General features: G+C 52.6%; 8 protein-coding genes, 2 tRNA genes and 2 rRNA genes. 7 read left to right on the forward strand and 5 right to left on the reverse strand.

Annotation, left to right across the window (positions count from 1 at the left end):
• Positions 1 to 93: 93 nt before the first annotated feature.
• The 5 genes from D9980_RS14330 to gmhB form a co-directional block, all read right to left on the reverse strand.
• Positions 94 to 3,001 (reverse strand): 23S ribosomal RNA (locus D9980_RS14330).
• Positions 3,002 to 3,221: 220 nt separating this feature from the next.
• A tRNA-Ala gene (locus D9980_RS14335) sits at positions 3,222 to 3,297 on the reverse strand.
• Between the two features lie 154 nt (positions 3,298 to 3,451).
• Positions 3,452 to 3,528: transfer RNA gene (locus D9980_RS14340), tRNA-Ile, on the reverse strand.
• A gap of 75 nt (positions 3,529 to 3,603) precedes the next feature.
• Positions 3,604 to 5,144 (reverse strand): 16S ribosomal RNA (locus tag D9980_RS14345).
• Together the 16S and 23S rRNA genes with 2 tRNA genes alongside form the textbook arrangement of a ribosomal RNA operon.
• Positions 5,145 to 5,547: 403 nt before the next feature.
• Complete coding sequence (gene gmhB, locus D9980_RS14355) at positions 5,548 to 6,111, reverse strand: D-glycero-beta-D-manno-heptose 1,7-bisphosphate 7-phosphatase (RefSeq protein WP_021179944.1); 564 nt, start codon at positions 6,109 to 6,111, stop codon at positions 5,548 to 5,550.
• A gap of 186 nt (positions 6,112 to 6,297) precedes the next feature.
• Between gmhB and metN the strand changes: the two genes are divergently transcribed.
• From metN to D9980_RS14390, 7 genes are all read left to right on the forward strand, one after another.
• Positions 6,298 to 7,329, forward strand: coding sequence for a methionine ABC transporter ATP-binding protein MetN (gene metN, locus D9980_RS14360; RefSeq protein WP_024485560.1), 1,032 nt, complete (start codon positions 6,298 to 6,300; stop codon positions 7,327 to 7,329).
• A complete protein-coding gene (locus tag D9980_RS14365; RefSeq protein WP_121607653.1) occupies positions 7,322 to 7,975 on the forward strand; it encodes a methionine ABC transporter permease MetI in 654 nt (217 codons plus the stop codon). The genes metN and D9980_RS14365 overlap by 8 nt, the downstream gene beginning before the upstream one ends.
• A gap of 98 nt (positions 7,976 to 8,073) precedes the next feature.
• Positions 8,074 to 8,889: a MetQ/NlpA family lipoprotein gene (locus D9980_RS14370; RefSeq protein ID WP_024485561.1), complete on the forward strand. Its 816-nt coding sequence runs from the start codon at positions 8,074 to 8,076 to the stop codon at positions 8,887 to 8,889.
• Positions 8,890 to 9,006: 117 nt separating this feature from the next.
• A complete protein-coding gene (rcsF, locus tag D9980_RS14375; RefSeq protein WP_024485562.1) occupies positions 9,007 to 9,411 on the forward strand; it encodes an Rcs stress response system protein RcsF in 405 nt (134 codons plus the stop codon).
• Positions 9,408 to 10,115 (forward strand): tRNA (N6-threonylcarbamoyladenosine(37)-N6)-methyltransferase TrmO, encoded by a 708-nt coding sequence (gene tsaA, locus D9980_RS14380; RefSeq protein ID WP_024485563.1) that lies wholly within the window; start codon positions 9,408 to 9,410, stop codon positions 10,113 to 10,115. The genes rcsF and tsaA overlap by 4 nt, the downstream gene beginning before the upstream one ends.
• A gap of 121 nt (positions 10,116 to 10,236) precedes the next feature.
• Positions 10,237 to 11,955, forward strand: a complete 1,719-nt coding sequence (gene proS / locus D9980_RS14385) for a proline--tRNA ligase (protein ID WP_024485564.1) — start codon at positions 10,237 to 10,239, stop codon at positions 11,953 to 11,955.
• Between the two features lie 64 nt (positions 11,956 to 12,019).
• Positions 12,020 to 12,886, forward strand: coding sequence for a YaeF family permuted papain-like enzyme (locus tag D9980_RS14390; protein WP_121607654.1), 867 nt, complete (start codon positions 12,020 to 12,022; stop codon positions 12,884 to 12,886).
• The last annotated feature ends 53 nt before the right edge of the window (positions 12,887 to 12,939 follow it).

A 12,939-nucleotide genomic window follows, 5' to 3' on the forward strand; every position in this document is an offset into this window, starting at 1 on the left:
TTTCATTCTTGGCCGTTACTTTCGTAACCACCAGAACCAATCTCGGAACTTCGCTGAAAATTGTCGTCTACTCTAAAACACCTTCGGTGTTGTAAGGTTAAGCCTCACGGATCATTAGTACTGGTTAGCTCAATGCATCGCTGCACTTACACACCCAGCCTATCAACGTCTTAGTCTTAAACGTTCCTTCAGGGACCTTAAAGGCCCAGGGAAGACTCATCTCGAGGCAAGTTTCGCGCTTAGATGCTTTCAGCGCTTATCTTTTCCGCACTTAGCTACCGGGCAGTGCCATTGGCATGACAACCCGAACACCAGTGGTGCGTTCACTCCGGTCCTCTCGTACTAGGAGCAACCCCTCTCAATCTTCCAACGCCCACGGCAGATAGGGACCGAACTGTCTCACGACGTTCTAAACCCAGCTCGCGTACCACTTTAAATGGCGAACAGCCATACCCTTGGGACCTACTTCAGCCCCAGGATGTGATGAGCCGACATCGAGGTGCCAAACACCGCCGTCGATATGAACTCTTGGGCGGTATCAGCCTGTTATCCCCGGAGTACCTTTTATCCGTTGAGCGATGGCCCTTCCATTCAGAACCACCGGATCACTAAGACCTACTTTCGTACCTGCTCGAGCCGTCACTCTCGCAGTCAAGCTAGCTTATGCCTTTGCACTAACCTCACGATGTCCGACCGTGATTAGCTAACCTTCGTGCTCCTCCGTTACTCTTTGGGAGGAGACCGCCCCAGTCAAACTACCCACCAGACACTGTCCTCACCCCGGATTACGGGGCCGAGTTAGAACATCAAACATTAAAGGGTGGTATTTCAAGGTTGGCTCCATGCAGACTGGCGTCCACACTTCAAAGCCTCCCACCTATCCTACACATCAAGGCTCAATGTTCAGTGTCAAGCTATAGTAAAGGTTCACGGGGTCTTTCCGTCTTGCCGCGGGTACACTGCATCTTCACAGCGAGTTCAATTTCACTGAGTCTCGGGTGGAGACAGCCTGGCCATCATTACGCCATTCGTGCAGGTCGGAACTTACCCGACAAGGAATTTCGCTACCTTAGGACCGTTATAGTTACGGCCGCCGTTTACTGGGGCTTCGATCAAGAGCTTCGCCTTGCGGCTGACCCCATCAATTAACCTTCCAGCACCGGGCAGGCGTCACACCGTATACGTCCACTTTCGTGTTTGCACAGTGCTGTGTTTTTATTAAACAGTTGCAGCCAGCTGGTATCTGCGACTGGCTTCAGCTCCGAGAGCAAGTCTCTTCACCTACGCGCCAGCGTGCCTTCTCCCGAAGTTACGGCACCATTTTGCCTAGTTCCTTCACCCGAGTTCTCTCAAGCGCCTTGGTATTCTCTACCTGACCACCTGTGTCGGTTTGGGGTACGATTTGATGTTACCTGATGCTTAGAGGCTTTTCCTGGAAGCAGGGCATCAACTACTTCTGCACCGTAGTGCATCGTCATCACGCCTCAGGGTTGATAGCGTTCCGGATTTACCAGGAACACCCCCCTACACGCTTAAACCGGGACAACCGTCGCCCGGCTAGCCTAGCCTTCTCCGTCCCCCCTTCGCAGTAACACCGAGTACAGGAATATTAACCTGTTTCCCATCGACTACGCCTTTCGGCCTCGCCTTAGGGGTCGACTCACCCTGCCCCGATTAACGTTGGACAGGAACCCTTGGTCTTCCGGCGAGCGGGTTTTTCACCCGCTTTATCGTTACTTATGTCAGCATTCGCACTTCTGATACCTCCAGCAAACCTCACAGTTCACCTTCAACGGCTTACAGAACGCTCCCCTACCCAACAACGCCTAAGCGTCGCTGCCGCAGCTTCGGTGCATGGTTTAGCCCCGTTACATCTTCCGCGCAGGCCGACTCGACCAGTGAGCTATTACGCTTTCTTTAAATGATGGCTGCTTCTAAGCCAACATCCTGGCTGTCTATGCCTTCCCACATCGTTTCCCACTTAACCATGACTTTGGGACCTTAGCTGGCGGTCTGGGTTGTTTCCCTCTTCACGACGGACGTTAGCACCCGCCGTGTGTCTCCCGTGATAACATTCTTCGGTATTCGGAGTTTGCATCGGTTTGGTAAGCCGGGATGGCCCCCTAGCCGAAACAGTGCTCTACCCCCGAAGATGAGTTCACGAGGCGCTACCTAAATAGCTTTCGGGGAGAACCAGCTATCTCCCGGTTTGATTGGCCTTTCACCCCCAGCCACAAGTCATCCGCTAATTTTTCAACATTAGTCGGTTCGGTCCTCCAGTTAGTGTTACCCAACCTTCAACCTGCCCATGGCTAGATCACCGGGTTTCGGGTCTATACCTTGCAACTATTCGCCCAGTTAAGACTCGGTTTCCCTACGGCTCCCCTATACGGTTAACCTTGCTACAAAATATAAGTCGCTGACCCATTATACAAAAGGTACGCAGTCACACCACGAAGGTGCTCCCACTGCTTGTACGTACACGGTTTCAGGTTCTATTTCACTCCCCTCGCCGGGGTTCTTTTCGCCTTTCCCTCACGGTACTGGTTCACTATCGGTCAGTCAGGAGTATTTAGCCTTGGAGGATGGTCCCCCCATATTCAGACAGGATGTCACGTGTCCCGCCCTACTCATCGAACTCACAATTAATGCATTTTAGTGTACGGGGCTATCACCCTTTGCTGCGCGACTTTCCAGACGCTTCCACTAACACAAGAACTGATTCAGGTTCTGGGCTGTTCCCCGTTCGCTCGCCGCTACTAGGGGAATCTCGGTTGATTTCTTTTCCTCGGGGTACTTAGATGTTTCAGTTCCCCCGGTTCGCCTCGTATGGCTATGTATTCACCATACGATAGTGTGTCGAAACACACTGGGTTTCCCCATTCGGGTATTGCCGGTTATAACGGTTCATATCACCTTACCGACACTTTTCGCAGATTAGCACGCCCTTCATCGCCTCTGACTGCCTAGGCATCCACCGTGTACGCTTAGTCACTTAACCTCACAACCCGAAGGTGTTTCTGTAAACAGAGAACACTGTCGTGCTGTTTATTTGAGAGACTCTATGACAGGTTAATCCTTACCCCAATAGTTCTACGGAGGGATAAGTTTCAGCTGTCATGTTTCAATTTTCAGCTTGTTCCAGATTGTTAAAGAGCAAAATACTTCGCAGCATACTGTTGCCAGTACACTCTGAAGTATTATCAAGGACTATATGGATATGGTGGAGCTAAGCGGGATCGAACCGCTGACCTCCTGCGTGCAAGGCAGGCGCTCTCCCAGCTGAGCTATAGCCCCATACAGTCACTTGCAGAAACCTTTATTACCATTCGCGTGACTAACTGTCTTTCCTGTTGGAAATCCTGTTAATTCGTGCTTAGGCAAGGCATGCGGAAGGGAAGTTTACTTTTGGGTAAACGACCGCGCGCATAACGCAGCATAAGTGCGAATTTGGTAGGCCTGAGTGGACTTGAACCACCGACCTCACCCTTATCAGGGGTGCGCTCTAACCACCTGAGCTACAAGCCTATAAAGGTATTTCTGCTCGTTACTTTTTCATCAGACAATCTGTGTGGACACTGCACTCAACTGCATATCTTTAGGTAAGGAGGTGATCCAACCGCAGGTTCCCCTACGGTTACCTTGTTACGACTTCACCCCAGTCATGAATCACAAAGTGGTAAGCGCCCTCCCGAAGGTTAAGCTACCTACTTCTTTTGCAACCCACTCCCATGGTGTGACGGGCGGTGTGTACAAGGCCCGGGAACGTATTCACCGTAGCATTCTGATCTACGATTACTAGCGATTCCGACTTCACGGAGTCGAGTTGCAGACTCCGATCCGGACTACGACATACTTTATGAGGTCCGCTTGCTCTCGCGAGTTCGCTTCTCTTTGTATATGCCATTGTAGCACGTGTGTAGCCCTACTCGTAAGGGCCATGATGACTTGACGTCATCCCCACCTTCCTCCGGTTTATCACCGGCAGTCTCCTTTGAGTTCCCACCATGACGTGCTGGCAACAAAGGATAAGGGTTGCGCTCGTTGCGGGACTTAACCCAACATTTCACAACACGAGCTGACGACAGCCATGCAGCACCTGTCTCACAGTTCCCGAAGGCACCAATCCATCTCTGGAAAGTTCTGTGGATGTCAAGAGTAGGTAAGGTTCTTCGCGTTGCATCGAATTAAACCACATGCTCCACCGCTTGTGCGGGCCCCCGTCAATTCATTTGAGTTTTAACCTTGCGGCCGTACTCCCCAGGCGGTCGACTTAACGCGTTAGCTCCGGAAGCCACGCCTCAAGGGCACAACCTCCAAGTCGACATCGTTTACAGCGTGGACTACCAGGGTATCTAATCCTGTTTGCTCCCCACGCTTTCGCACCTGAGCGTCAGTCTTTGTCCAGGGGGCCGCCTTCGCCACCGGTATTCCTCCAGATCTCTACGCATTTCACCGCTACACCTGGAATTCTACCCCCCTCTACAAGACTCTAGCTTGCCAGTTTCAAATGCAGTTCCCAAGTTAAGCTCGGGGATTTCACATCTGACTTAACAAACCGCCTGCGTGCGCTTTACGCCCAGTAATTCCGATTAACGCTTGCACCCTCCGTATTACCGCGGCTGCTGGCACGGAGTTAGCCGGTGCTTCTTCTGCGAGTAACGTCAATGAACGGTGCTATTAACACCGAACCCTTCCTCCTCGCTGAAAGTGCTTTACAACCCGAAGGCCTTCTTCACACACGCGGCATGGCTGCATCAGGCTTGCGCCCATTGTGCAATATTCCCCACTGCTGCCTCCCGTAGGAGTCTGGACCGTGTCTCAGTTCCAGTGTGGCTGGTCATCCTCTCAGACCAGCTAGGGATCGTCGCCTAGGTGAGCCATTACCTCACCTACTAGCTAATCCCATCTGGGCACATCCGATGGTGTGAGGCCCGAAGGTCCCCCACTTTGGTCCGAAGACGTTATGCGGTATTAGCTACCGTTTCCAGTAGTTATCCCCCTCCATCGGGCAGTTTCCCAGACATTACTCACCCGTCCGCCGCTCGTCACCCAGGAGCAAGCTCCTTGTGCTACCGCTCGACTTGCATGTGTTAGGCCTGCCGCCAGCGTTCAATCTGAGCCATGATCAAACTCTTCAATTAAAAGCTTGATTTGCTTCAACTCGTGAAGCGATGCTCGAAAATTAACTTTCGTAATAATTCATTCGCATGAATTACTGCTTGGTCACTCTTCAAGACTTGATATTTTTTTGCTACCGAAGTAGCTGGATATCGTCTTGTGAGTGCCCACACAGATTGTCTGATAAATTGTTAAAGAGCAGTGAGTTACGCGCTTTCGCTTGCTAACTCGAGGTGGCGTATATTACGCTTTCCTCTTTTAGAGTCAACCTTAATTTCAGGTTTTTTCTCTGCGACCCCCGGAGACTCTGTGAAGTTGTTCACATGTTCCGTGTCGATGGAGGCGCATTATAGGGAGCTGGTTCAGAATGACAAGGGATAATATGCACTTTTCTTCCGACCGCTCACTATTCATGCATAACGCTGCTTAAACCCGCTTTTTAATCGCTGCAGGCAGCTCTTGCAGGCTGTTTAGCACCCAATCCGCCGCTTTCTCACCTTCTTCAGTGACTGGCTTGCCGGTACGCACCAATACTTTAGTGCCTACCCCTGCCGCCGCGGCTGCCTGCATGTCCTCGATTTTGTCGCCAACCATATAAGAAGCGGCCAAATCGATATTCAGTTCTTTCTGCGCCTGTAACAACATGCCCGGTTGCGGTTTGCGACAATCACAAACCTGGCGATACTCTTCTATTACTGCCTCAGGATGATGTGGGCAGAAATAGATGCCGTCCAGATCGACATCGCGGTCGGCCATCGACCAGTCCATCCATTCTGTCAGACGCATAAACTGGTCTTCGCTAAATTTGCCACGGGCAATGCCAGACTGGTTGGTGACCAGCACCAGTGCGAAGCCCATGCTTTTCAGTTCACGACAGGCGTCAATCACGCCATCGATAAACTGGAAATCATCTATTTCATGGACGTAGCCATGATCGATATTAATCGTGCCGTCACGATCTAAGAAAATTGCTGGAACGCGTTGTGTCACCGGTATGCTCCTGAAAGCCTGAAAACCGCCACAGTATCGCATGTTTTCGCCGAGACTGAGAATGATGAAGAATAGCGTTAACGTTGACTTAGACGTCTAGACGCCTTAACATCTGATCCAGACCTTGGCGCTGATCAAGGTCTCTCTTTATTAGGCCACGGCAACCAAGCTAAAAATAAGAAGAATATGATTAAACTTTCCAACATCACCAAAGTGTTCCAGCAGGGGTCGCGTTCCATTAGCGCACTCTCCGACGTGACTCTTCACGTTCCTGCCGGACAGATTTATGGCGTCATCGGTGCCTCAGGCGCCGGTAAGAGTACACTGATCCGCTGCGCCAACATGCTTGAGCGCCCAACGTCAGGTACCGTTCTGGTTGATGGCCAGGATCTGACTTCCCTGTCTGAAGGCGAGCTGACGCGCGCACGCCGCCAGATTGGCATGATCTTCCAACACTTTAACCTGCTCTCTTCACGTACGGTCTTCGGTAACGTTGCCCTACCGTTGGAGCTGGACAACACCCCACGCGCGGAAATCAAAAAACGCGTGGTCGAGCTGCTGGAGCTGGTTGGTCTGTCTGACAAGCACGATGCCTACCCTGCCAATCTATCCGGCGGCCAAAAGCAGCGTGTGGCCATCGCCCGTGCGCTGGCTAGCAATCCTAAAGTGCTGCTGTGCGACGAAGCGACCAGTGCGCTGGATCCCGCCACCACCCGCTCCATTCTCGAACTGCTGAAAGATATCAACCGCCGTTTGGGGCTGACCATCCTGCTGATCACCCATGAAATGGACGTAGTGAAACGTATCTGCGATCAGGTCGCGGTTATCAGCCAAGGTCAATTGATTGAGAAAGACAGCGTTAGCGAAGTGTTCTCCCATCCCAAGACGCCGCTGGCACAGCAGTTTATCCAAGCTACGCTGCATCTGGATATTCCGGATGATTATGCCGCACGTCTGGTACCTGAACGTACCGGGGGCCGTCAACCACTGTTGCGCCTTGAGTTTACCGGACGCTCGGTCGATGCACCTTTACTGTCAGAAGCGGCCCGTCGTTTTAACGTGAACAACAATATTATCAGTGCACAGATGGATTACGCTGGCGGCGTGAAGTTCGGCGTGATGCTGGCTGAGCTGCACGGCTCCGATGAAGATGCACAGGCAACGATTGAGTTCCTGCAAGAAAATCAGGTAAAAGTAGAGGTTCTGGGTTATGTCTGAGGCAATGATGTGGTTAATGGCACGTGGCGTGTGGGAAACCGTTACGATGACCTTTGTCTCCGGCTTCTTTGGCTTTGTTCTTGGCTTACCGGTTGGCGTACTGTTATATGTGACCCGCCCCGGGCAAATCATTGCCAACAATACCGTCTATAAGGTGTTGTCCGGGTTGGTGAACATTTTCCGTTCCATTCCGTTCATCATCTTGCTGGTCTGGATGATCCCGTTCACTCGCATGATCGTTGGCACCTCTATCGGTTTGCAGGCGGCTATCGTTCCACTGACCGTGGGCGCAGCTCCCTTTATCGCCCGTATGGTAGAAAACGCGCTGTTGGAAATTCCGTCAGGTCTGGTTGAAGCCGCTCGTGCCATGGGGGCAACCCCAATGCAAATCATCACCAAAGTGCTGTTGCCTGAAGCGCTGCCAGGTTTGGTGAATGCCGCTACCATCACGCTGATCACCCTGGTGGGCTATTCTGCAATGGGCGGTGCCGTCGGTGCCGGTGGCTTAGGTCAAATTGGTTATCAGTATGGATATATTGGTTATAACGCTACCGTGATGAATACGGTATTAATATTACTGGTGGTGCTGGTGTATCTGATCCAGTTTGGTGGCGACCGTCTCGTGAAGGCCGTTACCCACAAATAACTTTACCCACGCGCTGACATCTACTCGATAGCTTTGCTGCATCTGGCAGGATAAAGAGTAAGGCGTATTTCATATGCGAGTCTAATTGAGGAAGGGATATGTCGTTAAAATTTAAATCCATCGCAACAATCGGCGCACTGATCGGTACTCTGGCTCTGGCCGGTTGTGGCCAGGATGAAAAAGATCCAAACCATATCAAAGTGGGTGTTATTGTCGGTGCTGAACAGCAAGTGGCTGAAGTGGCACAAAAAGTGGCAAAAGATAAGTATGGCCTGGACGTTGAGCTGGTCACCTTCAACGACTACGTGTTGCCAAACGAAGCCTTGAGCAAAGGCGATATCGATGTCAACGCCTTCCAGCACAAGCCTTACCTGGATCAACAGATCAAGGATCGTGGTTATAAGCTGGTTACGGTGGGTAACACCTTCGTGTATCCGATCGCCGGTTACTCCAAAAAGATCAAATCCATTGATGAGCTGCAAGAAGGTTCACAGGTAGCACTGCCTAACGATCCAACCAACCTGGGCCGTTCACTGTTGCTGCTGGAAAAACAGGGTCTGATCAAGCTGAAAGACGGTGTTGGCCTGCTGCCGACCGTGCTGGACGTGACCGAGAACCCGAAAAACCTGAAGCTGGTTGAACTGGAAGCGCCACAGCTGCCACGTTCACTGGACGATCAGCAAATCGCTCTGGCCATCATCAACACCACTTATGCCAGCCAGATTGGTTTGACGCCGGCCAAAGACGGTCTGTTTGTTGAAGATAAAGACTCACCTTACGTCAACATCATGGTTGCCCGTGAAGATAACAAAGACGCGGAAAACGTGAAGAAATTCGTTCAGGCTTACCAGTCTGACGAAGTTAACGAAGCGGCCAACAAGATCTTTAACGGTGGCGCAGTAAAAGGCTGGTAATCATTCAATAGCCATTTTATTCCGATAATTGCAAGACGGGCTACGGCCCGTCTTGTTATTTGCGCCAGAGATTGCTTCAATAGCGCCACTTTGATTATAAAATGGCAGGGACTCTCAATGCGTGTTTTACCTCTCTGTTTGTTAGCGCTCGCGCTGACTGGATGCTCAACGCAGCACACGGCTCCATCCACAACAAACAGCACAACAACTACGGCCGCTCCCGCTCCGGTAAAAGCCACCCCAGCAGCCCGCCCGGCCCCGGTAAAACTGTACAAGAGTGCAGAAGAACTGGTCGGCAAGCCTTTCCGCGATTTAGGTGAGGTTTCTGGCGAATCCTGTCAGACCACGGTTCAGGACTCTCCGCCTAATCTGAATACCGCACGTAAGCGTATGCAGACCCGAGCTTCCTACATGAAGGCCAATGCGGTGCTACTGCATGACTGTCAGATTGTCAGCGGCGTCGCCGGTTGTTACCAGCAGGCCATCTGTCAAGGCTCTGCGCTTAACGTCTCTGCCAAATGACCGAATTTGTTTTTGAGCAGATCGGCACCATCCGTTCTCCGTATAAAGAGAAATTCGCGGTTCCCCGTCAGCCTGGGCTAGTTGAAGACGGCGGCGGTGAACTGTTGCTATTGCCGCCTTACAATCAGCCCGAAGCGGTACGTGGCCTCAGCGAGTTCAGCCATCTGTGGGTGATGTTTGTGTTTCATCAAACCATGGAAGGAGGCTGGCGTCCTACCGTGCGGCCTCCTCGTCTGGGCGGCAATGCACGTATGGGCGTGTTCGCCACCCGTTCGACCTTTCGCCCTAACCCGTTGGGTATGTCCTTGATCGAACTGAAAGGCATACGGACTCAAGGGGGCGAGGTGGTACTGGAGTTGGGCAGCCTGGATTTGGTTGACGGTACGCCGGTGGTCGATATCAAACCCTATTTGCCGTTTGCCGAAAGCCATCCGCAAGCGCGAGCCGGTTTTGCTCAGGCGGCTCCGGCTGGTGATATGCCGGTGTATTTCTCGCCCGAAGCAGAACAACAACTGCAGCAACATTTGCGGCGCTACCCCAACCTGCGCCGTTTTATCACTCAGGTTCTGGCGCAAGATCCTCGCCCCGCCTATCGAAAAGAAGAAGCCAGCGGGCGCGAATATGCGGTATGGTTGTTGGAGTTCAACGTGCGCTGGCGGATCGTTGATAGTCAAAGCGAAGTGTTGTCGCTCGACGCCCGTTAAAATTCCGCCCGCTCTCTTTTGACAACCGGCTTGCGCTGGTAAACTAAACCACTTTTGAAAATTTTGGCGGCCAACCCTGGCAGCCCGATGCAATTTGCAGTTCTAACGGAACCAAAACACCATGCGTACAAGCCAATATCTGCTCTCCACACTGAAGGAGACACCTGCCGACGCCGAAGTGATCAGCCACCAGCTGATGCTACGCGCCGGGATGATCCGCAAGCTGGCCTCCGGTCTTTACACCTGGTTACCGACCGGCCTGCGCGTTCTGAAGAAGGTTGAAAACATCGTTCGCGAAGAAATGAACAATGCTAACGCGATCGAAGTTTCCATGCCGGTTGTTCAGCCCGCAGACCTCTGGCTGGAAAGCGGCCGCTGGGAGCAGTATGGCCCGGAATTGCTGCGCTTTGTCGATCGCGGCGAGCGTCCCTTTGTGCTTGGTCCAACCCATGAAGAAGTGATCACCGATCTGATCCGCAACGAAATCAGCTCCTACAAGCAGCTGCCGCTGAACTTCTTCCAGATCCAGACCAAATTCCGTGACGAGGTTCGTCCACGTTTTGGCGTGATGCGTTCGCGTGAATTCCTGATGAAGGATGCCTATTCCTTCCACACCACCCAGGAATCCCTGCAGGTCACCTACGACGCGATGTACGAAGCCTACAGCAAGATCTTCAACCGTATGGGTCTGGATTTCCGTCCGGTGCTGGCCGATACCGGTTCTATCGGCGGCAGCGCTTCACATGAGTTCCAGGTGCTGGCAGACAGCGGTGAAGACGATATCGTGTTCTCAACCGGTTCCGACTATGCTGCCAACATCGAGTTGGCCGAAGCGGTTGCCCCTGCTCAGCCACGTGCTGCGGCAACGGAAGAACTGCGCATCATCGATACGCCGAACGCCAAAACCATCGCCGAACTGGTTGAGCAATTCCAACTGCCAGTAGAGAAAACGGTGAAAACCTTGATGGTGCACGCCCGTGAAGAGAGTGGCCACAAGCTGGTTGCCCTGCTGGTGCGCGGCGATCACGAGCTGAATGAAATCAAGGCCGAGAAACTGCCACAGGTCGCGGTTCCACTGACTTTCGCCACGGAAGAAGAAATCCGTGCAATCGTCGGCGCAGGCCCAGGATCCCTTGGTCCAGTCAACCTGCCGATCCCAGTGGTTGTCGATCGCAGCGTAGCCGCTATGAGCGACTTCGGCGCCGGTGCCAACATCGATGGCAAACACTACTTTGGCATCAACTGGGAGCGTGATTTGCCGCTGCCACAGAGTGCCGATATCCGTAACGTGGTGGAAGGCGATGCCAGCCCAGACGGTAAAGGTACGCTGCTGATCAAGCGCGGTATCGAAGTGGGCCACATCTTCCAACTGGGTACCAAGTATTCAGAAGCGATGAAAGCCACCGTGCAGGGTGAAGATGGCCGTAATCAAGTGCTGACCATGGGTTGCTACGGCATCGGCGTGACGCGCGTGGTGGCTGCGGCCATCGAACAGAATCACGATGACCGTGGCATTATCTGGCCGGACGCGATTGCCCCGTTCCAGGTAGCTATTCTGCCAATGAACATGCACAAATCATTCCGCGTGCAGGCACTGGCTGAAGAATTGTACGATACCCTGCGTTCACACGGCATCGATGTGATACTGGACGATCGTAAAGAACGTCCGGGCGTGATGTTTGCCGATATGGAACTGATCGGCGTACCTCACTCCATCGTGATCGGCGATCGTAACCTCGACAGCGAAGAAATTGAGTACAAAAACCGCCGTGTTGGTGAGAAGCAGATGATCAAAACCGGCGAAATCGTTGATTTCCTGCTGGGCCAGATCCAACGCTAATCGCTAGACAAAGCCCCCAGATGGGGGGCTTTATTAATGGATGTTGTTGTTAAAGGATTAACTTATGCCATTACGCAGCCCCTCGGCTACCCGCCTGTTTGCTTTGCTTTCGGTGTTTTTAACCGGTTGCACCATGGACGTAGGCTTATCCGACCGTGAAAAACACTCCATCAATCCCGTCAACGTTCAGTTCCAATCGTTAAGCTCCGCCCCAGGAAAAACGCTGCGCGAAATCAATCAGGCCGACCTGCAAGAGGGAGACCTGCTGTTCTCCTCAACGATTGGTTTGAAATCACTCGGGATCCGTATCTTGAGTACTTCGTCAGTCAGCCATGTGGCCGTGTATATTGGCGAAGGCCAGGTTGCCGAAGCGGTAGGGGAAGGCGTGCAGATTATCAGCCTGAAAGACGCGCTGACCCATAGCGACAAGATGTTTGCTTTGCGCATCCCCGATCTGACACCGGAGCAGGCTAGCCAGATCCGCCAATTCGCCAGCCAGAAGGCCGGCAGCCGGTATAACTATCTGGGCATTGCCGAGATGGTGCCCTTTATGATGACCAAGCAGCTGTGTTCGCTGAACCCCTTCTCTGCCGATTTCCGCCAGCAATGTGTCAAAGGTTTGGCCGCAGCCCAGCTCAAGTCGCCGACCGGCGCAGAGTCGTCCTATTTTTGCTCGGAGTTTGTGATTGCCGCGTTTGAAAACGCTGGGCATCCGTTGACGTTGGCCGCCCCTGGCTGGGTCAGCCCGGGCGATTTACTGCATATGCGTGAAGGGGATATTGCTACGCTGGCACCTAGCAAAGCGCTGGTTTACGTTGGCCATATCAAGCCGGGGATCTATTTACGTTCGCGGGCGCTGGCAAAAAACCAGCCAATCGCAACAGACCTGCCCTCATCAACCGATCAAATTAGCAGCCCCCTCATAAAATGAAGAGGCTCAAATTGATAACAAAGCTAAGCGGGCGCAGCATGCAGCGCCCCTAC

This window comes from Serratia sp. 3ACOL1, from assembly GCF_003668775.1.
GTDB lineage: Bacteria > Pseudomonadota > Gammaproteobacteria > Enterobacterales > Enterobacteriaceae > Chania > Chania fonticola.